Origin of the sequence: Pseudomonas sp. LAMO17WK12:I10 (assembly GCF_900215185.1) — a bacterium.
Taxonomy (GTDB): domain Bacteria; phylum Pseudomonadota; class Gammaproteobacteria; order Pseudomonadales; family Pseudomonadaceae; genus Aquipseudomonas; species Aquipseudomonas chlororaphis.
This window is the reverse complement of record NZ_OBDX01000033.1, coordinates 1-23,574: the sequence shown is the minus strand read 5'-3', so window position 1 is coordinate 23,574 and position 23,574 is coordinate 1. Positions and strand designations below refer to the sequence as shown.

Here is a 23,574-nt window from a genome sequence, read left to right as displayed (position 1 = left end):
CATGAATCACCCTCATTACTCAAGACCGCGCAGGCTGCTGCACTGGCTGTTCGCCGCCGTTGTGCTGTGGGCCACGATCAGCGGCTATGCCAGCGCCCTGTTGCAGCCACCGCCTTCGGTCCAGCAGGCCATCGCCTTTATCAATGTCTCGCTGACCAGCGTGCTGGTGCCGCTGTTCGTCGTGCGGCTGTTCTACCTCGTGCGTCATCCCGCCCCGCCGGCGCCTGCCCACCAGAGCGCGCTCGAGCGAACGCTGGCGCAAGCCGGCCACGCCGCCTTGCTGATCACCCTGGGTACCGTGCTGTTCAGCGGCGTGCTGATGATGTCGCGCCCGATCGACCTGTTCGGCCTGCGGCTCCCGCAACCCTTGCAGGACCCGGCCGCCATCAGCGTTTTCGAAGAGCTTCACCACTACAGCTGCCTGGCCCTGGCCCTGCTGGTGGCCGGCCATATCGCCGCGGTGCTCCTCCACCAATGGCGCGGGCATGGCGTGCTCAGACGCATGTTGCCGAAACGCTCATGAAGAGCCTCTCCTCATGGCGCCCGCGCGGGCTCGGGCAACGCGGCCTTCCCGCCAGCCTGTTCGCCCTGGGCCTCTGGCTGGCCTGGCTGGGCCTCGACAGCTGGACCTACCGGCAAGTGGTCGCAGGCCAGCCGTTGCCGACTGCGGCCCCCAATATCAGCGCCGAAAAACTGCTGCCCGCGCCCCTGGACGATCGCAACATCGCCCGGGTCTTCGGCGCCGTGCCGGTCGAATTCGACAGCGCGCAGGCCAGCCTGCCGCTGGTCCTGGTCGCCAGCCTGCTGGGCAGCCAGCCCGGGCAATCCAGGGCCCTGATCCAGTACGCCGACAGTCGCGCCGTCTACTCCCCGGGCGATCGCCTGCCCGACGGCACGCTGCTTAAAAGCGTCAGCGCCGATCGGGTGGTGGTGCTGCGCAATGGCCGTGAACAGCACCTGCTGCTGCCCGGGCGCCAGCTGCGCCTGCTCAGCCCCCAGACAACTCCTGCGCAGGTCGCCGACCCAAAAGCCACGGCCCTTCTGCAAGCGATAGAGAACACATTATGAAACTGTCCCAGATTGCCGGCGCCGTGCTCAGCCTCGGCCTCCTGCTGAACGCCCTGCCCGGTAACGCCGCCCTCACCACCCAGCGCCTATGGACGCTGAACATGCAGGACGCCGAACTGCGCGACCTGGCCAGCGAAGTCGGGGAAATCACCGGCAAGACCCTGGTGGTCGATGCCCGCCTGCAAGGCAAGGTCAGCGTGCAATCGTCCAAGGCACTGGACAAGGACGGTATCTACTCACTGTTCCTCAGCGTGCTGCGCAGCCAGGGTTTCGTCGCCCTGGACCAGGGCGACCGGGTGCTGATCGTGCCGGCGGTGGAAGCCAAGACCAAATCCAGCGAACAATCGGGCGATGAGTTCGTGACCCGCGTCCTGGACCTGCGTAACGCCAACGCCGCGGAAATCTCCGGGGTGGTCCGCCCGCTGGTGAGCGACGATGCCTATGTCGCGCCTTCGGCCAGCTCCAACGCGCTGGTGGTGTCCGACAGCGCCAGCAACGTCGAGCGCATCCGCCAGGTGGTCAGCGAACTGGACCAGGCCGGCAATCGCTCGTTCAGCACCGTGGCCCTCAAGCACGCCTGGGCCAACGATGTGGCCCGCACCCTGAACGAAAGCATCAGCCAGACCGGCAACGGCCCCAGCGACGCCAAGGCCGTGGGCGACGCCCGTAGCAACCGGGTGATTCTCGCGGGCTCCGCCCAGGCCCGGCAACGCATGGCCGACCTGGTCAAGGCCATCGACGTGCCGAGCAACGCCAACGACAGCGCGCGGGTGGTACGCCTGCACCACAGCGATGCCAAGCAGTTGGCGAAGCTGCTCAACGGCATCGGCAAGCGCCTGGAAGACAGCAACCGCGGGGGCGGCGAAGGCAAGGGCGGCAGCTCGATACTGGTGAGCGCCGACGAAAGCCAGAACGCCCTGGTGCTGATGGCCGACCCGGCGCAACTGAGCATGCTCAACAAAGTCATAACCCAGCTGGACCAGCCACGGGCCCAGGTGCTGGTGGAAGCGGCCATCGTCGAAGTCAGCGGCGACATCAACGAAGCCCTCGGCGTGCAATGGGCCGCGCGCGCCGGCAACGTCGGCGGCGGCACCAACTTCAGCGGCACCGGCCTGTCGATCGGTACGTTGCTGAGCAAGGGTTCGGACAGCGATAAGAACATCACTCTGCCGGACGGCGCCATCATCGGCATCGGTACCAGCAACTTCGCCGCCCTGGTCACGGCCCTGTCCAGCGACTCCAAGAACAACCTGCTGTCCACCCCGAGCCTGCTGACCCTGGACAACGAAGCGGCGCAAATCCTCGTCGGCCAGAACGTGCCCTTCCAGACCGGCTCCTACACCACCGACACCGCCGGCGCCAGCAACCCCTTCACCACCGTGGAGCGCCAGGACGTCGGCGTGACCCTCAAGGTGACGCCGCACATCAACGAGGGCAACACCCTGCGCCTGAAGGTCGAGCAGGAAAGCTCGGAACTGGCCAGCGCCCCTCCCGGCATCACCACCAGCGACGTGATCACCAACAAGCGCTCGGTGAAAAGCACCATTCTTGCCGACGATGGGCAGATCATCGTGCTCGGCGGCCTGATCAAGGACAACGTCAAGACCCAGGTCAGCAAGGTGCCGGTGCTGGGCAGCATTCCCCTGATCGGCTGGCTGTTCAGCAGCACCAAGGACGTCACCGAAAAGACCAACCTGATGGTCTTCCTGCGGCCGACCCTGGTGCGGGGTAGCGCCGATGCAGTCAACATCAGCCAGCGTAAATACAACGACCTGCGCCAGCTGCGCGCCAACGGTGACAGCCGCAGCGGCCTGGCCCTGCCGGCCGACTCGCGCCAATTGTTCGATGCTGCCCCGCAGGATGGGACCATCGACATGCGCGCCAGAGAACCACTCCGATGAACCCGGTCGCGCGCCTGCCCTTCGGTTTCGCCAAGCGCCATGGGGTCCTGCTGGAACCCATGGAGAGCGGCCTGCGGCTTTATTGCCGGGCCGACACGCCGGTGGAAATACTTGCCGAGATCCGCCGCTGCCACGGCCCGCTGCTGAGCCACCGGATACTCGACACCGAGGCTTTCGCCGAGCGGCTGGCCGAGCAGTATCGCGACGGCCGCGACGACGCCATGCAAATGGCCGAGGGCCTGGGCGACCAGATCGCCGGCCAGGACGACCTGGCCAGCCTGGCCGAGCAACTGCCGCAAATCACCGACCTGTTGGAGCAGGAAGACGACGCACCGATCATTCGCCTGATCAACGCGATCCTCGGCGAGGCGGTCAAGGTCAAGGCTTCGGATATCCACCTGGAAACCTTCGAGCAGCACCTGTCCGTGCGCCTGCGGGTCGACGGCCTGCTGCGCGAAGTGCTGCGCCCGCGCCGGGAACTGGCGGGCCTGCTGGTGTCGCGGATCAAGGTCATGTCCAAGCTCGACATCGCCGAGAAGCGCATCCCCCAGGACGGCCGCATCGCCCTGCGCATCGGCGGCCATGAAGTGGACGTGCGGGTCTCCACCCTGCCTTCGGCCTACGGCGAGCGGGTGGTCATGCGCCTGCTCGACAAACAGGCCGGGCGCCTGAACCTGGGGCGGCTGGGCATGGCCGAGGCGATCCGCGACAAGCTGGAAGACGCCCTGCTGCGCCCACACGGCATCCTGCTGGTCACCGGCCCTACCGGCTCCGGCAAGACCACCACGCTGTATGCCGGGCTCAGCAGCCTGAACAACCAGACGCGCAACATCCTGACCATCGAAGACCCGGTGGAATACCACCTGGCCGGCATCGGCCAGACCCAGGTCAACACCAAGGTCGACATGACCTTCGCCCGTGGCCTGCGCGCCATCCTGCGCCAGGACCCGGATGTGGTCATGGTCGGCGAGATCCGTGACCGGGAAACCGCCGACATCGCCGTGCAAGCCTCCCTCACCGGCCACCTGGTGCTGTCCACCCTGCACACCAACAGCGCCATCGGCGCCGTCACCCGCCTGCTGGACATGGGCATCGAGCCCTTCCTGCTGTGCACCTCGCTGCTCGGCGTGGTCGCCCAGCGCCTGGTGCGGGTGCTCTGCGGCGATTGCAAGAGCGCCGCGCCGGCCGACGCCGCGGCCTGCCACCAGTTGCACCTCGACCCGCAACAGGCCCCGGTGCTCTATCACCCGGTCGGCTGCCCGGCCTGCCAGCACAGCGGCTATCGCGGCCGCCAGGGCATCTACGAACTGGTGCTGTTCGACGAACCGCTGCGCCAGTTGATCCACGAAGGGGCTGGCGAGGCCGCCTTGACCCAGTACGCGCGCCAGCATGCCCACAGCCTGTTCGCCAACGGCCGGGACAAGGTGCTGCAAGGCGTCACCAGCGTCGAAGAACTGCTACGCGTAACCCGGGAGCACTGACCGTGGCCGCCTACGAATACCTCGCCATGTGCAACGCCGGGCGCAAGACCCGCGGCGTGCAGGAAGCCGACAGCGCGCGGCAGGTCCGCCAGCTGCTGCGCGAACGCAACCTGATCGCCCTGCAGGTCAAGCCGGCCCGCGGGCAAAAGGACCGCTCCGGCGCCACGCTGACCAGCAGCCAACGCCTCAGCCCGGCGCAACTGGCCTTGCTCACCCGCCAGCTGGCAACCCTGGTCCAGGCCGCTCTGCCCCTGGAAGAAGTGCTGGCCGCGGTCGCCGCGCAATGCAGCAAACGCGCGCAGCAAAGCATGATGCTGGCGATCCGCGCACGGGTGCTGGAAGGCCATGACCTGGCCCGAGCCATGGGCGAATACCCGCGCGCCTTCGCCTCGATGTACCGGGCCACGGTGGCCGCCGGCGAACGCGCCGGCCACCTGGCCCAGGTGCTGATGCAACTGGCCGACTACACCGAGGCCCGGCATGCCGCCCGCCAGCAGCTGCAGCTGGCGATGCTGTACCCGAGCATCCTGCTGCTGGCGGCCTTCGGCATCGTCGGTTTCCTGCTCAGTTTCGTGGTGCCGGATGTGGTCAAGGTGTTCATCGACAGTGGCCAGCAACTGCCGGTGCTGACCCGCGGCCTGATCGCCACCAGCGATTTCGCCCGGGACTACGGCCTGCTCCTGCTGCTGATGCTCGGCAGTCTCGCCGCCGGCCTGCGCGTGGCCCTGCGCAAGCCCGCCCTGGCCATGCGCTGGCATCAGGCCCAGCTGCGCTTGCCGGTGATCGGGCGGGTCATCCAGGCCAGCAACAGCACCCGTTTTGTCAGCACCCTGGCGATTCTCGGACGCAGTGGCGTGCCACTTGTTGATGCTCTGGAGATTTCCGCCGAAGTGGTCGCCAACCAGCAGATTCGTACTCGTATGAAAGACGTGGCGCGTGCCGTACGCGAAGGTAGCGGGCTGACCCGGGCCCTGGAACAGAGCGGCGATTTCCCGCCGATGATGCTGTACATGATCGCCAGCGGCGAACGCTCGGGGGAACTGGACGGCATGCTCGAACGCGCCGCCCACCAGCAGCAGACCCAGCTGTCCAACGGCATCGCCATGCTGGTAGGGCTGTTCGAGCCGGCGATGCTGGTGTTCATGGGCGCCAGCGTGCTGGTGATCGTCCTGGCGATCCTGATGCCGATTCTCAACCTCAACCAACTCATCACCTGAAGAGCACACAACATGCGCAACCCTTCCCGCCAACGCGGCTTCACCCTGATCGAGATCATGGTGGTCGTGGTGATTCTCGGTGTCCTGGCCGCCCTGGTGGTCCCGCAGATCATGAGCCGCCCGGACCAGGCCAAGGTCACCGCCGCCCGCAGCGACATCAAGGCCGTGGCCACCGCCCTGGAAATCTACAAGCTCGACAACCACCACTACCCGTCGACCCAGCAGGGCCTGGAAGCCCTGGTGAAGAAACCGGCGGGCATGCCGGCGGCCCTCAACTGGAACCCCGACGGCTACCTCAAGCGCCTGCCCAAGGACCCCTGGGGCAACCCTTACCAGTTCCTCGCCCCGGGTCGCGAAGGCTCGGCCTACGACCTGTACTCCTTCGGTGCCGACGGCCGCAACGGCGGCGACGGCACCAATGCCGACATCGGCAACTGGGAGCCTTGAAGTGCGCAAGCCAATGGCGGGTTTCACCCTGCTGGAGCTGCTGGTGGTCATGGTGATCATCGGCTTGCTGGCCGGCATGGTCGGGCTGGTCCAGAGCGACTCGGGCGGACAGAAGGCCCGGCGCGAGGCCGAGCGCCTGCAGAACCTCATTGGCTTGCTGCGCGAAGACGCGGTGTTGAACAACGTCAATCACGGCCTGCGCCTGGAGCCCGACCACTACACAGTGTTGAGCCTCGACCGTGGCGGCCAGTGGCAGGCCGACAAACGCTTCAAGGAACACCGGCTGCCCGGCGAACTGCGCCTGAACTTGCAGGAGCCACGAGGCCCAAATAAAGGCCTGGGCCAGGGCAAGGAGCCGCAACTCTGGGTGCTGGCCAACGACCAGATCTCGCCCTTCAATCTGCTACTGGAATACCGCCAGCAACCGCTGCTGTCGCTGTCCAGCGACGGTGTCGAGGAGGTGCGTCTTGCCCCGGTGCAATAAACAGGCGGGCTTCACCCTGCTGGAAGTAATGGTCGCCCTGGCCATTTTCGCCGTGCTGTCGCTGTCGCTCTACAGCGCCACCGAACACCTGATCGGCAACAACGGCGGCCTCAGCGAACGGACCCTGGCGCAATGGCTGGCGGACAACCGCCTGAACGAACTGCGCGCCGGCATGCGCCAGCCCCAGAGCCAGCGCCAGGAACCAATCCGCTTCGCCGGGCGCGACTGGCTGCTGACCAGCGAAACCGCCGCGGCGCCCGACCCGCGCCTGCTGAAGATCGTGCTCGAAGTCTCCACCGACGCCCCCATGCCCCGGCAGCGCGCGCGCCTGGCCGGTTACCTGGAGGCCCGCCCATGAAACGCCGGCAACAGGGTTTCACCCTGCTCGAAGTGCTGATCGCCATGGCCCTGTTCAGCCTGCTCGGCCTGGCCTGCTATCAACTGCTCGAACGCATGATGCACACCGACCAGCGGATTCATCAGCACGAACTGCAACTGCGGCGCCTGCAACGCGCGGTGGGTATCTTCGAGCGCGACCTGACCCAGGCCATCGCCTACCCGGTCAATGGCAGTTCGGCGCGCCAGGCCCTGATCGGCGAACCCAGGCGCATCCAGCTGGTACGCGGCGGCTGGAGCAATCCGTTGCAACAGGCGCGCAACGACCTGCTGCTGGTCACCTATCGCTGGAGCGACAGCCAATGGCTGCGCGAATACCGCAGCCCGGTGGACGGTCCCGACCTGTCCGGCACTGCCGCGCAACAACTGCTGCTCGATGGCATCCGCCTCGAACGCCTGCGCTACATCGACGACCAGGGTCGGGCCCACCCCAGCTGGCCCGTGGGCCAGGCACCGCTGAGCCTGCCCCAGGCCATCGAGCTGGAACTCGACGCTCCGGGTTATCCCGGCCTGCGGCGGGTGATCCTGCTGCCGGGCGTCAAGGGGCTGGACCATGGTTAAGGCCTGTAGACAACGAGGCATCGCGCTGATCAGCGTGCTGTTGATCACCTCCCTGGCGACCCTGATCGTCAGTGACATGCTGGCCCGCCAGCGCCTGAGCCTGAGCGGCAGTTCCAACCAGATGCTGCAGCAACAACTGTGGCAACTGGCGCTCAGTGGCGAAGCCTGGGCCCGCGACCAACTGCGCGATGACTGGCAGGGCGAACCGGAGCCCAAGCGCGTACACCTGGGCCAACGCTGGGCCCAAAGCACGCCGACCTTCGACATCGACGGCGGGCGTATCCGCATCCAGCTGCAAGACCTCGGCGCGCGTTTCAACCTCGGCACCCTGCGCACGCCCAACGACCGCATCAGTCGCCTGCGTTATCAACGCCTGTTGCAAGTGCTCGGCCTGCCGTCCCATGACCCCAGGCGCCTGCCGCCGGTGCGTGGTTTCGACGGCAAGCCGCTGGCCTGGAACGACAGCAGCGAGCTGATGCGCCTGGAAGGCGTCGACACAGCAATCATGGAACGCCTGCGCCCCTGGGTCAGGACCACGCCGGGGGCCCTGAACCTCAACACCGCCCCGGCCGAACAACTGGCCAGCCTGGGCCAGCTCGACCTGGCCCAGGCCGTCGCCCTGGTGCAGGCACGTCCCGCCGATGGCTACAAGACGGTGCAGGAGTTTCTCGACGCCCCCGCGCTGAAACAGCACGAGATCAACAGCCAGGGGCTCGGTGTCAGCAGCCGCTATTTCCAGGCGGTGCTGGATGTCGAACTGGGCGACCGCCAATTGCGCCTGATCAGCCGCCTGCGCATCGAGCAGGACGGTCAGGTCAGCGTACTGCAGCGCACCCTCGCCGCCCCTTCCCGTTTTCCGGAGTAACCCCATGCAAGCCTGGCTTTACCTCACCACCGTGACCGTGGACGACGACTCGCCCGTCACCTGGTGGCAAACCGACGGCGAGCCGCTGCACGGCACGCTGCAACAGGCGGCGGTGCTGGCCGGCCAGCGCCTGACCCTGTTGCTGCCGGCCGAAATCGTCAGCCATCACCGCTTCGACGTACCACCGCGCAGCGGCCGCTGGTTGCAGCAAGCCATCCATTCGGTACTGGAAGAACGGCTGCTGGACGACCCTGAGCAGTTGCACCTGGCCCGCGGGCCGTTGCAGGCGCGCCGGCACTGCCGGCTGTTCGCCCTGCAACGCCAGTGGCTGGAGCAACTGCTGGAGCGCCTGGCTCGCCATGGCCTGACGGCCGAGTACATTCATGTCGATGCCGACTGCCTGCCGGACAGCCAGGCCCTGGCCCTGCGCTGCCACGACCGCTGGCTGATCGGCGGGGCCTGCCAGCAACGCCTGGCGCTCGACGACCAGGCCCTCGAAGAGCTGGCCCCGCTGCTGCCCGACAACCTGCAACGCAGCGAGGAAACGCCCTGGCCGCTGTTGGCCCGGGGCAGCGCGCAGGCCATCGATCTGCGCCAGGGGGCATTCGCCCTGCGCAGCCCGTCACGCACACCATGGCGGGCGCTGCTGGCAATCCTGGTCATCGCCTGCGGCGCTCAAGTGGCCCAGGACGTGGGCCATCGCTGGTTGCTGCAACACAAGGCCGCCGAGGTGACCGAGGCCAGCCTGGAACTCTGGCGCCAGCGCTTCCCCGACGAGCCCCGGGTGATCGACCTCGCCCGCCAGGTCCAGGCCCGTGCCCGTGCCCGTGCCCAGCAGGCCGGCCAGCCCCGGCTAAGCCTGGCGCGCCGGCTCGACAGCCTGGCCAGCCAATGGACCGGCAGCGATGGCGGCGATACGCGGATCCGCCGGCTGGACTACCAACAGGCGCAAGGCTGGACCCTGCAAGTCAACGCGCCGGATTTCTCCACCCTCGAACGCCTGCGCGAAGCACTCGCGCAGCAGGGCGCGAATGTGCAGGCCGACTCGGCCGTACTCGCTCCCGACGGGGTCAGCGCCCGCCTGAAAATCACGGACTAACCCATGACCACCCTTTTCAATCGTTACTCGAACCGCTGGCAACAGCTACCGGCCCGCGATCGCCTGGCCCTGAAGTTGCTCAGCCTGTTTCTGGCCGTGACGCTGTTCTGGACCCTGCTCTGGAGTCCTCAGCGCCAGGCCTTGCGCCAGGCTGAACAGCAGTTCCAGGAGGCCCTACAGTTGCAAACCGATCTGCTCAAGCTCTCTTCGTCCACCCAGGCCCGCGGCCCGCAGGCCAACGGCCGGACCCTGGCCGGCCTGATCACCGCCAGCACAGCCGCGGCCAACCTGAGCATCGAACGCATGGACAGCGAAGAATCCGGAAGCCTCAATCTCAACCTGGGCGGCGCGCTGCAAGACCTGCTGACCTGGCTGGACGAGATGGAAAACCAGGGCGTCAACCTGGTGTCGCTGCAGTTGGAGGTCGACCCTCAGGCCCTGGTCCAGGCGCGCCTGACCCTGGAGGCGAACTGATCGCGCCCGCCGCTCAGCGGGCCGACTCCTCATCGACCCGCTCAGTGCCCTGCAGGCGCGGGCCCCAATCCTCGACCGCCGCCTGCTCGACCCGGCGCTCCAGGGTGCGGCGCCAGGAGGGCACCAGCGGCAACTCCAGGCACAGGCGAATCTCCTCCAGTGCCACCTCGCGGGAAAACAGCACCGCGCTCAAGCGCGACAGCGGCCACTGCTCGAACGGGCGCTCGACCTGCTGCAACATGTCCCCGGCGCTCAGGCTGCCCGCCTCCAGCACCCGGTAATACCAGCCGGTGCGCCCGCTCTGCTGGACCCGCAGCGACATGTCTTTCACGGCAAAGCGGTCATTGAGTTTCCAGCACGGCATGCGTCCCTGGGACACCTCCAGCAACACGCTGCCGACCCGGACCCGGTCGCCCAGGCAGACGTTCTGCTCGGTCCAGCCGTGGCTGCTGAAGTTCTCGCCAAAGGCGCCCGGCTGCTCCAGCAACGCATGCGGTCCCAACTCGGCGGCCCAGGCGGCGTAATGCTCGCGGGGATAGTGATGAATGGCTTTCTCGGTGCCGCCATGCACCCGCAGGTCGCCCTGCTCGTCGTCCAGCAGGCCCTGCGGACCGACCTGCAGGCTGCCGGTGCGCGGGGTCTTGGCAATCGCGCTCATGGACCCCGGCCGGCTGTAGGCCACGGCGCGGCCAGTCAACAGGGCATCGAGGGTTATACGCTCAGGGGTCATGACCTTACTCCATGGTTTCAGCGGCGAACGGATGTTCCCGGCAGATCAACTCACTGTCGGCAGCTGCCAGCGGTTCTTCGGCCAGGCCCAAGCTCGGCACGTCTCGGGCCCTTTCTTTCACGGCCTGCACTCAGGCTTTTCGGGTCCGCGGCAGGAAGATCGCCAGCAGGCCGAACAGCGGCAGGAACGAGCACAGGAAGTACACGTACTCGATGCCGTGGATGTCCGCCAAGTGGCCCAGCAGCGCCGCGCCGATCCCGCCGAACCCGAACATCAGGCCGAAGAACACCCCGGCGATCATGCCGACGTTGCCCGGCACCAGCTCCTGGGCGTAGACCACGATGGCCGAGAACGCCGACGCCAGGATGAAGCCGATCACCACGCTGAGCACGCTGGTCCAGAACAGGTCGACATGGGGCAGCAGCAAGGTGAACGGCGCCACGCCGAGGATCGAGAACCAGATCACCGCCTTGCGCCCGATCTTGTCGCCGATCGGCCCGCCGAAGAAGGTCCCGGCCGCCACCGCGCCGAGGAACAGGAACAGGTGCAGCTGCGAGCTGGCCACCGACAGGTCAAACTTCTCGATCAGGTAGAAGGTGAAGTAGCTGGTCAGGCTGGCCATGTAGAAATACTTGGAGAACACCAGCAGCCCCAGCACCACCAGGGCGCTGAGCACCCGCCCCCTGGACAGGCCGTGGGTCGCCGCCTGCCCCTGCTTGAGCTTGAACAGCTTGAGGTGGTTGGCGTACCAGCGGCTGATGGCGTAGAGCAGCGCCACGGCGAAGACCGCCAACAGGCCGAACCAGGCCACATTGCCCTGGCCGAAGGGAATGATGATGGCCGCCGCCAGCAGCGGGCCGAAGGCCGTGCCGGCATTGCCGCCGACCTGGAAGGTCGATTGCGCCAGGCCATAACGCCCGCCGGAAGCCAGCCGCGCCACCCGCGAGGCTTCCGGGTGGAAGGTCGAGGAGCCGACACCGATCAGCCCCGCCGCCAGCAGGATCAAGGCAAAGCTGCCGACCTGGGACATCATCAGAATGCCGATCAGGGTGCAGACCATGCCCACCGGCAACAGGTACGGCTTGGGATGGCGGTCGGTGTAATAACCGACCCACGGCTGCAGCAGCGAGGCCGTGAGCTGGAAGGTCAGGGTGATCAGGCCGACCTGGGTGAAGGTCAGGCCGTAGCTGGCCTTGAGCATCGGGTAGATCGCCGGCAGCACCGCCTGGATCAGGTCGTTGATCAAATGCGCCAGCGCCACCGCGCCAATGATGCGCAGCACCAGGGGGCTGCTGTGGGAAGACGTGGGAGTCGCCACAGAGGCGGACTGAACATTGCTGATAGCCATGAGAGTTTCCGTACAGCAGATGGATGCGCAGTTGCAGGGGTGGCCAATGTGCCATTTTTCGATGCGCTGCGGCTATCCCCTTAGCTTGCTAACGACTTGAATATTTTCCTGGATTGCCCACGCTCACTGGCCGATCAACGCCTCCGGGAAGTCCGCCTCCAGTTCGGTTTTCAACCATTGGATAAACCACTGCACATCCGCCGAAAGCTCTTGCGACGGGGTCAACACCCGATAGCTTTCCAGCTTCACCTGATCGTCCAGTACCCGCACCAGCCTGCCCGCCTTGAGCTCCTCGCGCACCAGCACTTCGTTGGCCAGGGCGATGCCCTGGCCGCTTTCGGCCACCGACAGTGCATGGTCGTTGTTCACGTAGATCAGGTCGCTGGTGAGGTGGATATCCAGGCCATTGGCGGCGAACCACATGTTCCACCACTCGCCATCGTCGAAGTGGATCAGCTCGTGCTTCACCAGGTCGGCCGGGCTGTGGACAGCGTCGATGCTCGCCAGGTACGCCGGGCTGCAGATCGGAAACACCCGTGGGCAGATCAGCGTCGCCCGCGAGCCGGCGTATTGCCCGTCCAGGCCATAGGCGATGCCCAGGTCGGTGGTCTTGGCGTCCACTTCGGTGAAGGTCGAGTTGGGCTCGATGGCGAATTTCAGTCCCGGGCGCAAATGCCGCATGGCTTCCAGCCGCGGGGTCAGCCAGCGCTTGGCGAAGCCCGGCACCACCATGATCCGCAGCCAGCGTTCGGCGGCCTTGGGCTGCACGTCCTTGCCGGCCTCGATGATCAGTCGCAGGGCCACGGCGATCTTGCGGTGGTACTTCTCCCCCGCCGGCGTCAGGGTGACGCCGCGCGAGGTGCGCTCGAACAAAGGCGTGCCCAGCCATTCCTCCAGCAGCTTCACATGGCGGCCAATGGCCGGCTGGGTCACGTGCAGGGCTTTCGAGGCTTCGACATAGCTGCCCAGGCGGGCGGCGGCATCAAAGGCACGCACCGCGTTGAGCGGTGGCAAACGGTGCTCAGGCATGGCTGGGGACGCCTTTAGCTATTAAATTATTTAACAGCTGCTATGTTAAAATTGAAGTTTCGCCCCCGCAACCCCTCACTGATAATCGCCTGCAGCAGAACAATAAAGAGCCTGCAAGACCGGCTCGCCACACACCCGAACACATCTCGATCCTGCCCAGAACAATAATATCCATGGCCTTACCACGCAGCGTTGTGCAGACGCTTGCCAAGGGCGATGGGGGAATCGGAGGTTACGCATGAATGCCCTGCATTCGCTGCAAACGCTGGCTGTGTCTATCCGCGCCGTACGCAAAGTCTATGGCGATCCACACACCGGGCCGGTGGCGCTGAAAAGCATCGACCTGGACATCCGCGACAACGAATTCTTCACCCTGCTCGGCCCGTCCGGCTGTGGCAAGACCACCTTGCTGCGGATGATCGCCGGGTTCGAGTTTCCGACCCAGGGCGAGATCCTGCTCTACGGCGAGAACATCGCCGACCGCCCACCCTTCCAGCGCCCGGTCAACACGGTGTTCCAGCACTACGCGCTGTTTCCGCACATGAGCATCGCCGAGAACCTGGCCTTCGGCCTGGAATCCCAGCCCATGGGCAAGGTGCTGGGCAAGGCGCAGATCGCCGAACGGGTACGGGAAATGCTCGCCCTGGTGCAGATGGAACGCTTTGCCACGCGCAAGCCGAGCCAGTTGTCCGGCGGTCAGCAACAGCGTGTAGCCCTGGCCCGCGCCCTGGCGCCCCACCCCAAGGTGCTGCTGCTCGACGAACCGCTTTCGGCCCTCGACCTCAAGCTGCGCCAGGCCATGCGCGAAGAGCTGAAAAGCATCCAGGCCAGGACCGGCATCACCTTTATCTTCGTCACCCATGACCAGGAAGAAGCCCTGACCATGTCCGACCGCATCGCCGTGCTGTCGGAAGGCGAGGTGCAGCAGGTCGGCCGACCCGAGGATATCTATGAACGTCCACGCAACCGCTTCGTCGCCGACTTCATCGGTGAAACCAACTTCATCGACGCCAACGTGACCCGCGTCGAAGCCGGCCTCGCCTGGTTCGCCGGGCCGGCCGGCCATCCACTGCCCGCCCAGCCATGCAGCGACATCAGGGTCGGCGCGACCGTGGCCCTGTCGGTACGCCCCGAACGCCTGCACCTGCTGCCACAAGGCAGCGAAGGCGCCCTGCCGTGCCGGATCGAGGCACAGGTCTACCTGGGCACCGACCTGCAATACCAGGTCAGCCTCAGCGATGGCTCGCGCCTCACGGTGCGCACACCCAACAGCGTCGACCAGAGCCAGCGCTTCGCGGTGGGCAGCCAGGCCGGCCTGTTGTTCGACCGCGGCAGCGCCAGTGTCCTGCTGGATTGAGCACGAGGGTTCGTCATGCACACATCATCGCTATCCAACACCCTGGAACGGCGCAAGGCCTTGCACAGTTTTCTCGGGGTCAGCCCGGCGCTGCTGGCCATCGCCCTGTTTCTGATCGTGCCGATCCTGATCGTCATCGGCTACTCGCTGATGCAGGCCAACCCCTATGGCGGGGTCGACCCGGTCTTCAGCAGCGACGCCTACACCGCCCTGCTGTTCGAGCGGCAACTGGACGACAGCCTGGCCTTCGCCGACTCCTACCTGATCATCGCGCTGCGCTCGATCGGCATCGCCGGGCTGACCACGGTGATTACCCTGCTGATCGGTTTCCCGGTGGCGGTGTGGCTGGCCATGCAACCGCCACAGCGCCGCGGCCTGCTGATCTTCCTGATCACCGTGCCGTTCTGGGCCAACCTGCTGATCCGCACCTACGCCTGGATTCTGTTGCTGCGCAGCAGCGGTGTGATCAACAACAGCCTGATGGGCCTGGGAGTCATCCACGAGCCGCTGCAAATGCTCTACACCGACGGCGCGGTGCTGCTGGGGCTGGTCTACACCTACGCGCCCTTCGTGGTGCTGCCGATCTACGCAACCCTGGAAAAAATCGACACCCGCCTGCTCGAAGCCGCCCAGGACCTGTATGCCGGGCGCATCCGCACCCTGCGCAAGGTGGTGCTGCCACTGGCCAGGCCGGGCATCCTGGCCGGCGCCATCCTCACTTTCGTGCCCTGCCTGGGGGCGATGATCGCTCCGGAACTGCTGGGTGGCGGCACCCGGATGATGCTCGGCAACCTGATCTTCCGGCAGTTCAGCGATGCGCGTAACTGGCCGTTCGGCGCCGCGCTGTCGCTGGTGCTGATGGCGGCGGTGATACTGGTCCTGACACTGTATGCCCTGCGCGCCCAGCGCCAGCGCATTGCTCAGGGAGGTGTGTGATGCTGCGCCTGTTCAAGCGAAACGGCCTCGGCGTACAGGATTTTCCTGGCTTCGGCGGCTTCAGTTTTTTGTTCTACCTGTACCTCTACGCACCGATCCTGGTGCTGGTGGTGTTCTCCTTCAACGCCAACCAGTCGGCCACGGTCTGGACCGGTTTCAGCCTCGACTGGTACCGCGCCGCCTTCGCCAACCAGGCGCTGCGTTCGGCGGCCGGCAACAGCCTGCTGATCGCCGTATGTGCCAGCATGATCGCCACCGCCATCGCCACCCTGGCGGCGCTGGGCACTTCCCGCGGCGCGAAGTTCAAGGGCCTGCAACTGTCCATGGGTGCCATCATGCTGCCGCTGGTGCTGCCGGAAATCGTAGTCGGCGTGGCCACCCTGGCGCTGTTCTCCACCATCGGCCTGTCCCTGGGCTACGGCAACCTGATCATCGCCCACACGGTGTTCTGCATTCCGTTCGCCTACCTGCCAATCCGCGCGCGGCTCAACGACATGGACCTGTCCCTGGAACAGGCTGCGGCCGACCTTTACTCAGACCCGTGGCGCACCTTGCGCAAGGTCACCCTGCCACTGCTGATGCCAGGGATCGTCTCCGGTCTGATGCTGGCCTTCATCGTCTCGCTGGATAACTTCGTGATCTCGATGATGGTCTCCCAGGCCGGCACCACCACCTTGCCGATCTTCATCTTCGGCCTGCTGCGCATGGGCGTGACACCCGACGTCAATGCCGTCTCGACCCTGATTCTGGGCGTCTCGGTGCTGTTCGTCAGTCTCTCTTATCTGCTGGGCAAAAAACACGCTTGAACCTTCCACTGACCTTGGGGAAAAGACATGAGCAAGTTGATCGCAAGCCTCGGCACCTCGCTGCTGCTGAGCCTGCCACTGGGTGTACACGCCGCCGAGAAACTCAACGTGGTGAGCTGGAGCGGCTACTTCTCGCCGCAGATCCTCGCCAAGTTCCAGAAGCAGACCGGCATCGAGGTCACGGTGGACTCCTACGATTCCAACGAAACCCTGCTGGCCAAGCTGAAACAGGGCGGCACCGGCTATGACCTGGCGATCCCTTCGCACCAGTTCGTTCCGATCCTGGTCAAGGAACAGCTGCTGGAGCGCTTCGACCCGGCCAGGGACCCCTACTACGCCGGCCTCGTCGACAATCTGAAAAAGCCCACCTGGGACCCCGAGGGCGCCTACTCCGTGCCCTTTATCTGGGGCACCACCAGCGTGGTACTCGACGGCGAGCGCTACAAAGGCCCGGCCGACAGCTACAAGGTGCTCTACCAGCCACCGGCCGAGCTGCAGGGTCGGATCAATATATTCGACTCGGTCAGCGAAGTGATCGACATGGCCAGCCTGTACCTGGACATCCCGCTGTGTAGCGAGGACCCCAAGCAGATGCAGCAGGTGCTGACCCTGCTCAAGGCGCAGAAACCCTTCGTCAAGACCTACAGCTCCAAGGCCGGCTCGATCCGCGAGAACCTGGCCTCGGGCGAGATCGACATGTCGATGTTCTGGGGCGGCTCGTCGATGCGCGCCCGGGAGATGAAACCCAGCCTGAAATACCTGTATCCCAAGGAAGGCGTGCTGGCCTGGGTCGACAACATGGTCATACCCAAAGGCAGCCAGAACCCGGCGAACGCCAAGGCCTTCATCGCTTTCCTCAGCGCGCCTGAAAACGCCGCGATGACCCAGAACTTCCTCAAGCACCAGAGCCCTGTCAAGGGCGTGGACAGTTTCCTCGACGCCGGCCTCAAGGACGCACCTGAACTGCACATTCCCGAGGGCACCAAGGTGGTGTTCAGCCAGACCTGCGGCGAAGGCGCGATCCGCCTGGCCGACCGCCTGTGGACCAACCTGATGCGTTGACCCGTACCGCCCCGCCAGCCCGGCGGGGCGCTTCTCCAGCCGTTTGAAAGGCAGCCCTGCCATGATTTCCAATAACATCAGCGAACTGCTCCTGCTGCAGGCCCACGAACTCGCCGAACGCATCCGCCTGCGCCACGTCTCGTGCCGGGAAGTGATGCAGACTTATCTTGCCCATATCGAGCGGTTCAACCCCAGGGTCAATGCCCTGGTCAGCCTGCAACCGGCCGAGCAACTGCTGGCCCAGGCCGACGCCCGCGATGCCGAACTGGCCCGCGGACAATACCGCGGCTGGATGCACGGCCTGCCCCACGCGATCAAGGACCTGTCCCTGACCCAGGGCATCTGCACCACCCTCGGCTCGCCGCTGTACAAGGATTTCGTGCCCGCGCGCGACGGCATCATGGTCGAGCGGATCAAGGCCGCCGGGGCGATTATCATCGGCAAAAGCAACACCCCGGAATTCGGCCTCGGCTCGCAAAGCTACAACCCACTGTTCGGCGCCACCGCCTGCGCCTTCGATGCCGGCAAGACCGCCGGCGGCAGCAGCGGTGGCGCCGCCGCGGCCCTGGCCACGCATCTGGTGCCGGTGGCCGACGGCAGCGACATGATGGGCTCGCTGCGCAACCCGGCGGCGTTCAACAACGTCATTGGCTTTCGTCCGTCCCAGGGCCGCGTGCCCTTCGACGACAGCAGCGACCTGTTCTTCGACCAGCTGGGCTACGAAGGCCCCATGGGCCGCAGCGTGCGCGATACCGCGTTGCTGCTGTCGGTACAGGCCGGCGCCGATGCCCGGGCGCCGCTGTCCATCGCCGAATCCGGCGCTGCCTTCACGGCCCCGCTGGAGCGCGACTTCAAGGGTACCCGGCTGGGCTGGCTGGGGGACTTCAACGGCTACCTGCCGATGGAACCGGGCCTGCTCGCGTTGTGCGAGGCGACCTTTGCCGACTTCGAAAGCCTCGGCTGTCGCATCAAGCCGGCGCAGCCCGATTTCGCCATGCCGCAGCTGTGGGGCAGCTGGCGCACCTTGCGCCACTGGATGGTCGCCGGCTCCCTGGGCGCGGCCTATGCCAACCCGGACAAGCGTGCGCAATTGAAACCGGAAGCCTGCTGGGAAGTGGAAAACGGCCTGCGACTCTCGGCCAGCGAAGTGTTCGCCGCCTCGGTACAACGCAGCAACTGGTACCGGGCGATCTCCCGGCTGTTCGAGGATTTCGACTACCTGCTGCTGCCCAGCGCCCAGGTCTTCCCCTTCGACAAGACCCTGGCCTGGCCCCAGAGCATCAACGGCGTGGCCATGGACACTTACCACCGCTGGATGGAAGTGGTAATCCCCGGCACCCTCTCCGGATGCCCGGTGGCCAACGTCCAAGCCGGCTTCAATAAAGACGGCCTGCCCATGGGCCTGCAGATCATCGGCAAACACCGGGCCGACTTCGCCGTGCTGCAACTGGCCCACGCCTACGAACAGGCCAGCCGCTGGTTCCAGCGCAGCCCATCGCCATTGCTACAGGAGGGAATTGGATAAACGGTTGATAGCGTAGATAATTTTTTTATAAAAAGCGCTTGACGCCTTACCGTTCTACGCGAATAATGCGCGCCACTTGGCTACATAGCTCAGTTGGTTAGAGCATAGCATTCATAATGCTGGGGTCCGGGGTTCAAGTCCCTGTGTAGCCACCAAACACTTGTTTACCACTGTATACAGCAGTCTACAAACACCATCAAGAAGCCCGCCATGTGCGGGCTTTCTTGTGTCTGGCTATCTCTCTCTGTCTACCCCTATACCTTCCCGCCGTGTATCCCACTGTGTATCCTTGATGAAAAATCGAACCAAAGGGATACAAGATTATGAAGCGCTCAGAGATCAAGCGCCGCCCCTTGTCAGATACCACCCTGGCGGGCCTGGAGCCTGACACCAAGGAATACCGGGAACAGGATGGAAACGGCCTGTACTTCCGCGTCAAGCCTGATGGCCAGAAGTCTTGGCAGTTGCGCTACAAAACCCCAGCAGGCAAGTGGAGCTGGCTGGGGCTTGGTGGCTATCCCGAAGTAGGTGGAGCCCTGGCACGACAGAAAGCCGCCGAGCTACGCAACGACGCTGCCGAGGGCAAGAACCCCATGGCAACGAAACAGGCCCGCCAGGCTGCCGAACTTGAAACGTGCAATAGCACCTTCAAGGCTTTGGCCCGTGAATGGCACGCATCCCGGCTCAAGACATGGGATGCCGGGACAGCCACCTGGTGCCAGCACTCGGCCAATGGCTCGCTGTCCTGGCGCTGGCAGGGATTGCCGGAGCCCCGCCCACTAAGCCCAAGACAGAAACGTTGCTCGGTGGCTTTCGCATCACTTCCGAAGGAGTGTTCTACGCCGGTGATGATGGCGAGGCGCGTCCGGTGTGTTCGCGTCTGGAAATCCTCGCTCGCACCCGCGACGACAAGGGCCATAACTGGGGCTTGCTGGTCGAGCTGGACGATCCGGACGGGGACAAGAAGCGCTGGAATATCTCCGGACGGAGCATGGCGGGCGACTTCGGCAAGGAGGTTCTAGGGCCGCTTGTGGACATGGGTTTGCGCTTGGCTGGCACCCGATCAGGCCGCAATGCCCGCAACGACCTGCAAAGCTACCTGAATGGCTTTGACGGCGTTGAACGCGCCCGCCTGGTCACTCGCCTGGGGTGGCATGGGAACGCCTACCTGTTGCCGGATCAGCAGATAGTGCGGGCTTTCTTGTTTCTGGCTGACCTCTATCCCCCCCTATCCTTCCCCACCGTGTATGCCCACGTGTATGCTTCAGGACTAATTGAACTGGAGGCATACACGGATGAAATGCGCCGATATCAAGCGACGCCCTCTCGCTGATACGACACTTTCCAGCCTGGAGCCTGAGGCCGGGGCATACCGCGAACTAGACAGCCCTGGGCTGTATTTCAGGGTCAAACCAAACGGCCAAAAATCTTGGGAATTACGCTACAAGAAACCGGACGGCAAATGGTCTTGGCTTGGTCTCGGCGGCTATCCAGAAGTAAGCGGCGCCTTCGCTCGACAGAAAGCGGCAGACCTGCGAGCAGACGCCTCAGAGGGCAAGAACCCAATCATCTCCAAGAAGGCTCGTCAGACGGCTGACATTGACGCAGCCAATGACACCTTTGAAGCGCTAGCCAGGGAATGGCATACGTCTCGCCTCAGCGGCTGGGATGCTGGCACTGCCAAAAGGATACTCGGCGCACTCGAACGCCACGTGTTCTCCTCGCTAGGTAAACGTCCCTATACCTCGATCATGTCTATGGAGTGGATGGAGCTATTGAGAGGGCTTGAGCGCCAGGGAATTCTGGAACAGATGAGTCGCGTGAGGGCTTACTGCAAAGATATCTATGACCTAGCTCGTGTAACTGGCAGAGCCGTCAACAACCCCTTGGAGGGCGTGCATAGTCGTACCGAAACGCTGAAAGGCAAGGAAACCCCATCTGAGTGCCCTCCTCAAGCTCATAGGCTCTCGCTGGGGAAAAAGCACAGCGATACAGAGCCTCACCGCAAACGCGATCAAGGCAGAGCTGAGTCTCATCGATCAGCAATTGAAGCGCCGAAGCTAGGGTGCGGTGGAGGACCTAGCCGGCTTTCGCTACCTGCTCTATCGGTAGTTGGCTGCGCCGACCGGTTGAATCCACAGCCAAAAGCGGACGCTTCAGGCCGTTTCGCGTCCCCTCGTATTTAAAGAAAATCCAGGCCATTGCACGGACGTTAGAATCGATCCCGACTGCGCCAAAACACGGCATCTTGTTGGCGCCACTCGCGGAGCCATCACCGGTTTGATGAACTATCGAGGATCACGCGCGGGAGCTCGCCCTCCATTTGATTTTCAGAATCAAATGGAGGCACAAAGAAGTGCCGCTTCGCTTCAGTAGTGTTTGTCCAAAGGAAAAGTTTACCTTCGATATTGGCTGCACCCGGCCAATAGCGGGAGTTCGCTAAATGACCTACGATCAGATCGGCATTAAACAAGCTGGAGTCTCGACGTGTTCAATCGCAAATCAAGACATCCAGGGCAGAGATGATTTTGGTCAGGAGAGATGAACAATGAAACCGAAATATTCAACCTACATGAAATGGATCGCCATCGCTTCCGCTGCGGTGGCGCTTGTATCAGGCTGTGCCAGCAAGCACGATCCCGTGGCCCAGGCCGAGAAAGCAGATGAAGCCCAAGGCATAGCTGCGCCCAGTCCCGCCGAGACGAAGTCCATCGCCGAGGATGCCTTCATCTACGGGCTGCCGATCGTAATGAATTATGCGGTGATGTATGAGTACGCCGTGGATAAAAACGGTCCGCAGTTCAAGGCACCTTTTAACCAGATAAAGAATGAGCCCCGTGTCTTTACTTACCAGGACACGGCCATCGTCACGCCCAACAGCGACACCCCCTATTCGTTCCTCTGGATGGACCTTCGCGCCGAGCCCATGGTGCTCTCGGTACCGGCAGTGGACAAAAAACGTTACTACTCAGTGCAACTGATCGACGGCAATACCTACAACTACGGCTACATCGGCAGCCGTACCACGGGTAACGGCTCTGGCAATTACATGGTCGTCGGACCTGACTGGAAGGGGGCGGTGCCAGCAGGCATCGACAAGGTCTTCTATTCGACCACGCCGTTCACAGTCGCCGGCTATCGAACCCAGCTCTTCAATCCCAAGGACATGCCGAATGTGATGAAGGTGCAGTCAGGGTACAAAGTGCAGCCGCTATCGGCGTTTTTGGGCAAACCAGCGCCGCCTGCATCGCCGGTCATCAATTTCTCCTCAATCAGCACTGCGGGGATCAAGGAGAATTTCTTCGAATATCTGGATGCCGCGCTCCAATACGTGCCGCCAACACCGGAAGACAAGGAGGTTCGGGCTCGAATCGCGAAAATCGGCATTGGACCGGGCAAGAGTTTTGAGTTCAAAGACCTCTCGCTCGAGCATAAGGCTGCAGTCCTGCTGGGCATGAAGGAAGGTGACGAGAAGGTGGACAAGTGGTTGTCCGGCGGACTCAAGAATGTCAATGGCTGGAGCATTGGTTCGTACTTTGGCGACCGTCATTTCTACAATGGGGACTGGTTGAAACGCGCGGGCGGGGCCAAAGGCGGTATTTACGGCAACGATGCAGTGGAAGCCACTTATCCCATCACCCGTACCACCGCGACCGGCGAGCCAATGGATGGCAGCAAACATAACTACACCCTCACTTTCCCGCCGGGGCAACTACCTCCCGTGAACGCCTTCTGGTCGGTGACGATGTACGACGGCAAAACCCAGCTTTTAATCAAGAACCCAATCGACCGCTATCTACTGAACTCGCCCATGCTGCCCAATATGAAGAAAAATGCCGACGGGTCGCTGACTCTCTATATCCAACGGACCTCACCCGGCAAGGCACTGGAAAGTAACTGGTTGCCCGCGCCCGACGGCCCGATTTATTTGGTGATGCGCCTCTATTGGCCCAAAGAGACGCCCCCTTCAGTCCTACCAGCGGGCGAAGGAACCTGGAAGCCAGCGGGTATCGTGGTATCGAAATAAACCTCCCGCAGTTCCCCCGGCATCTGTCGGGGGTTCTCCTTTCTTGCTACCGGCAAATATCGCATCCACGAACTGGAACTCATGAGGTATTACTGTAATTAATTGCTTCGGCTTTTAGCCTCTTATGACAAGTAATGGTCACATTCTGCCTATCTCGAAGGGCAGCAGCCGGCCGATTTCAGCCGATGCTGACCAGCAGCTTTGCGTTTACTGCCTTTCGTGACAGGCAGCAATCGGCCCAGAGTGTGTAAAAACGCTTCATCAAAATTGAAGTGTGCGAGTCTACATGAAATCTGAAATTTATCGGCACGTCAGCAGATGTGGATTTCGCGTAGAAGCGCGATTTCCAGTCCGGTTTTGAGTATCTGTCGCGCTCAAAAACGTTTTTACACAGCCTCGGCCAGAAGCGGACGCTCATGAAAGACCGCTTCCGACCTCGCGGTCATCCAGTAGCGGGCGGATCAACACTTACCAAAACGCCTTGAGAAGACTAGGCAGTGTACGAAAAGTAATGTCGCAAACACCGCATGGTGCAAGCCAGTGAGACCATCGCCGCAAAACTTTTCGCCAGCTTGTCGTAGCGCGTACCGATCCGTCGATTCTCTTTCAGCCAACCGAACATGCGCTCAATGATGTTGCGCTGCCGGTACTTGGGCCTATCGAACAGCCTGGGCAGGCCGGGCTTTGGCTTGCGCTTCATGGTGCGCAAGGGAATCACCGGCTGCATCCGGTAGCGGTCGCAATAGCGCCGAAGGTGTTCA

Annotated in this window: 22 protein-coding genes, 1 tRNA gene and 4 pseudogenes; 23 read left to right on the top strand and 4 right to left on the bottom strand. The window is 63.8% G+C overall.

Annotated features, from left to right (window positions below; all coding sequences use genetic code 11):
• The first annotated feature begins 1 nt into the window (after position 1).
• From CRO75_RS27255 to gspM, 12 genes are read left to right on the top strand one after another with little or no spacing between them, the layout of a single operon-like run.
• A complete protein-coding gene (locus CRO75_RS27255) occupies positions 2–523 on the top strand; it encodes a cytochrome b/b6 domain-containing protein (RefSeq protein ID WP_097139415.1) in 522 nt (173 codons plus the stop codon).
• Complete coding sequence (locus CRO75_RS27250) at positions 520–1,068, top strand: type II secretion system protein N (protein WP_097139413.1); 549 nt, start codon at positions 520–522, stop codon at positions 1,066–1,068. Before CRO75_RS27255 ends, CRO75_RS27250 begins: the two co-directional genes overlap by 4 nt.
• On the top strand, positions 1,065–2,969 hold the full coding sequence (gspD, locus tag CRO75_RS27245; RefSeq protein WP_097139411.1) for a type II secretion system secretin GspD: 1,905 nt from the start codon (positions 1,065–1,067) through the stop codon (positions 2,967–2,969). The genes CRO75_RS27250 and gspD overlap by 4 nt, the downstream gene beginning before the upstream one ends.
• Positions 2,966–4,450, top strand: coding sequence for a type II secretion system ATPase GspE (gene gspE, locus CRO75_RS27240; protein WP_097139409.1), 1,485 nt, complete (start codon positions 2,966–2,968; stop codon positions 4,448–4,450). The genes gspD and gspE overlap by 4 nt, the downstream gene beginning before the upstream one ends.
• A gap of 2 nt (positions 4,451–4,452) precedes the next feature.
• Positions 4,453–5,667, top strand: coding sequence for a type II secretion system inner membrane protein GspF (gene gspF, locus CRO75_RS27235; RefSeq protein ID WP_097139408.1), 1,215 nt, complete (start codon positions 4,453–4,455; stop codon positions 5,665–5,667).
• Between the two features lie 12 nt (positions 5,668–5,679).
• Positions 5,680–6,114: a type II secretion system major pseudopilin GspG gene (gene gspG, locus CRO75_RS27230; RefSeq protein ID WP_009045575.1), complete on the top strand. Its 435-nt coding sequence runs from the start codon at positions 5,680–5,682 to the stop codon at positions 6,112–6,114.
• A 1-nt stretch (position 6,115) separates the two neighbouring features.
• Positions 6,116–6,598 (top strand): type II secretion system minor pseudopilin GspH, encoded by a 483-nt coding sequence (gspH, locus tag CRO75_RS27225; protein WP_097139406.1) that lies wholly within the window; start codon positions 6,116–6,118, stop codon positions 6,596–6,598.
• The gene (gspI, locus tag CRO75_RS27220) at positions 6,582–6,956 is read left to right on the top strand and encodes a type II secretion system minor pseudopilin GspI (RefSeq protein ID WP_062824634.1); all 375 of its coding nucleotides are present in this window, start codon (positions 6,582–6,584) and stop codon (positions 6,954–6,956) included. The genes gspH and gspI overlap by 17 nt, the downstream gene beginning before the upstream one ends.
• Entirely contained in the window at positions 6,953–7,555 is a 603-nt protein-coding gene (gspJ, locus tag CRO75_RS27215; RefSeq protein WP_097139404.1) for a type II secretion system minor pseudopilin GspJ, read from the top strand. The genes gspI and gspJ overlap by 4 nt, the downstream gene beginning before the upstream one ends.
• Positions 7,548–8,420, top strand: a complete 873-nt coding sequence (locus CRO75_RS27210) for a type II secretion system protein GspK (RefSeq protein WP_097139402.1) — start codon at positions 7,548–7,550, stop codon at positions 8,418–8,420. The genes gspJ and CRO75_RS27210 overlap by 8 nt, the downstream gene beginning before the upstream one ends.
• A gap of 4 nt (positions 8,421–8,424) precedes the next feature.
• Positions 8,425–9,519, top strand: coding sequence for a type II secretion system protein GspL (gspL, locus tag CRO75_RS27205; protein WP_097139400.1), 1,095 nt, complete (start codon positions 8,425–8,427; stop codon positions 9,517–9,519).
• A gap of 3 nt (positions 9,520–9,522) precedes the next feature.
• Complete coding sequence (gene gspM, locus CRO75_RS27200) at positions 9,523–9,993, top strand: type II secretion system protein GspM (RefSeq protein ID WP_097139398.1); 471 nt, start codon at positions 9,523–9,525, stop codon at positions 9,991–9,993.
• Between the two features lie 13 nt (positions 9,994–10,006).
• Here the strand turns inward: gspM and CRO75_RS27195 are convergent, their stop codons facing one another.
• From CRO75_RS27195 to CRO75_RS27185, 3 genes are all read right to left on the bottom strand, one after another.
• Complete coding sequence (locus CRO75_RS27195) at positions 10,007–10,723, bottom strand: MOSC domain-containing protein (RefSeq protein ID WP_097139396.1); 717 nt, start codon at positions 10,721–10,723, stop codon at positions 10,007–10,009.
• Between the two features lie 130 nt (positions 10,724–10,853).
• The gene (locus CRO75_RS27190; RefSeq protein ID WP_097139393.1) at positions 10,854–12,071 is read right to left on the bottom strand and encodes an MFS transporter; all 1,218 of its coding nucleotides are present in this window, start codon (positions 12,069–12,071) and stop codon (positions 10,854–10,856) included.
• A 123-nt stretch (positions 12,072–12,194) separates the two neighbouring features.
• Positions 12,195–13,100, bottom strand: coding sequence for a LysR substrate-binding domain-containing protein (locus CRO75_RS27185; protein WP_097139391.1), 906 nt, complete (start codon positions 13,098–13,100; stop codon positions 12,195–12,197).
• Between the two features lie 238 nt (positions 13,101–13,338).
• Between CRO75_RS27185 and CRO75_RS27180 the strand changes: the two genes are divergently transcribed.
• From CRO75_RS27180 to CRO75_RS27135, 11 genes and pseudogenes are all read left to right on the top strand, one after another.
• Positions 13,339–14,457, top strand: a complete 1,119-nt coding sequence (locus CRO75_RS27180; RefSeq protein WP_097139389.1) for an ABC transporter ATP-binding protein — start codon at positions 13,339–13,341, stop codon at positions 14,455–14,457.
• 15 nt (positions 14,458–14,472) lie between these two features.
• Complete coding sequence (locus CRO75_RS27175) at positions 14,473–15,393, top strand: ABC transporter permease (protein WP_097139386.1); 921 nt, start codon at positions 14,473–14,475, stop codon at positions 15,391–15,393.
• Entirely contained in the window at positions 15,390–16,199 is an 810-nt protein-coding gene (locus tag CRO75_RS27170; RefSeq protein ID WP_177409792.1) for an ABC transporter permease, read from the top strand. The genes CRO75_RS27175 and CRO75_RS27170 overlap by 4 nt, the downstream gene beginning before the upstream one ends.
• Positions 16,200–16,226: 27 nt before the next feature.
• On the top strand, positions 16,227–17,261 hold the full coding sequence (locus CRO75_RS27165; protein ID WP_097139382.1) for an extracellular solute-binding protein: 1,035 nt from the start codon (positions 16,227–16,229) through the stop codon (positions 17,259–17,261).
• 61 nt (positions 17,262–17,322) lie between these two features.
• Positions 17,323–18,786: an amidase gene (locus CRO75_RS27160; RefSeq protein ID WP_097139380.1), complete on the top strand. Its 1,464-nt coding sequence runs from the start codon at positions 17,323–17,325 to the stop codon at positions 18,784–18,786.
• A gap of 78 nt (positions 18,787–18,864) precedes the next feature.
• Positions 18,865–18,941 (top strand) — tRNA-Met (locus CRO75_RS27155).
• 168 nt (positions 18,942–19,109) lie between these two features.
• Positions 19,110–19,496 (top strand): annotated as a pseudogene (locus CRO75_RS27150) (Arm DNA-binding domain-containing protein); the annotation flags it as partial.
• 71 nt (positions 19,497–19,567) lie between these two features.
• Positions 19,568–19,975, top strand: a pseudogene (locus CRO75_RS27145) (DUF927 domain-containing protein); the annotation flags it as partial.
• A gap of 106 nt (positions 19,976–20,081) precedes the next feature.
• A pseudogene (locus tag CRO75_RS27140) lies at positions 20,082–20,687 on the top strand (integrase arm-type DNA-binding domain-containing protein); the annotation flags it as partial.
• A gap of 290 nt (positions 20,688–20,977) precedes the next feature.
• A pseudogene (locus CRO75_RS33360) lies at positions 20,978–21,097 on the top strand (metal/formaldehyde-sensitive transcriptional repressor); the annotation flags it as partial.
• Between the two features lie 237 nt (positions 21,098–21,334).
• A complete protein-coding gene (locus CRO75_RS27135) occupies positions 21,335–22,813 on the top strand; it encodes a DUF1254 domain-containing protein (RefSeq protein WP_097139378.1) in 1,479 nt (492 codons plus the stop codon).
• 490 nt (positions 22,814–23,303) lie between these two features.
• On the opposite strand, the gene CRO75_RS27130 is transcribed toward CRO75_RS27135, so the two are convergent.
• Positions 23,304–23,574, bottom strand: a 271-nt coding sequence (locus CRO75_RS27130) for a transposase (protein WP_143504082.1), incomplete at its 5' end; no start/stop codon positions are given.

Coding starts and splice junctions, on each gene's coding strand:
- CRO75_RS27210 (WP_097139402.1), top strand. CDS start 7,548: ATGGTTAAGGCCTGTAGACAACGAGGCATCGCGCTGATCAGCGTGCTG.
- gspL (WP_097139400.1), top strand. CDS start 8,425: ATGCAAGCCTGGCTTTACCTCACCACCGTGACCGTGGACGACGACTCG.
- gspE (WP_097139409.1), top strand. CDS start 2,966: ATGAACCCGGTCGCGCGCCTGCCCTTCGGTTTCGCCAAGCGCCATGGG.
- CRO75_RS27185 (WP_097139391.1), bottom strand. CDS start 13,100: ATGCCTGAGCACCGTTTGCCACCGCTCAACGCGGTGCGTGCCTTTGAT.
- gspJ (WP_097139404.1), top strand. CDS start 6,953: ATGAAACGCCGGCAACAGGGTTTCACCCTGCTCGAAGTGCTGATCGCC.
- gspD (WP_097139411.1), top strand. CDS start 1,065: ATGAAACTGTCCCAGATTGCCGGCGCCGTGCTCAGCCTCGGCCTCCTG.
- CRO75_RS27190 (WP_097139393.1), bottom strand. CDS start 12,071: ATGGCTATCAGCAATGTTCAGTCCGCCTCTGTGGCGACTCCCACGTCT.
- CRO75_RS27165 (WP_097139382.1), top strand. CDS start 16,227: ATGAGCAAGTTGATCGCAAGCCTCGGCACCTCGCTGCTGCTGAGCCTG.
- CRO75_RS27195 (WP_097139396.1), bottom strand. CDS start 10,723: ATGACCCCTGAGCGTATAACCCTCGATGCCCTGTTGACTGGCCGCGCC.
- CRO75_RS27180 (WP_097139389.1), top strand. CDS start 13,339: ATGAATGCCCTGCATTCGCTGCAAACGCTGGCTGTGTCTATCCGCGCC.
- gspG (WP_009045575.1), top strand. CDS start 5,680: ATGCGCAACCCTTCCCGCCAACGCGGCTTCACCCTGATCGAGATCATG.
- CRO75_RS27250 (WP_097139413.1), top strand. CDS start 520: ATGAAGAGCCTCTCCTCATGGCGCCCGCGCGGGCTCGGGCAACGCGGC.
- gspM (WP_097139398.1), top strand. CDS start 9,523: ATGACCACCCTTTTCAATCGTTACTCGAACCGCTGGCAACAGCTACCG.
- CRO75_RS27135 (WP_097139378.1), top strand. CDS start 21,335: ATGAAACCGAAATATTCAACCTACATGAAATGGATCGCCATCGCTTCC.
- CRO75_RS27255 (WP_097139415.1), top strand. CDS start 2: ATGAATCACCCTCATTACTCAAGACCGCGCAGGCTGCTGCACTGGCTG.
- CRO75_RS27175 (WP_097139386.1), top strand. CDS start 14,473: ATGCACACATCATCGCTATCCAACACCCTGGAACGGCGCAAGGCCTTG.
- CRO75_RS27160 (WP_097139380.1), top strand. CDS start 17,323: ATGATTTCCAATAACATCAGCGAACTGCTCCTGCTGCAGGCCCACGAA.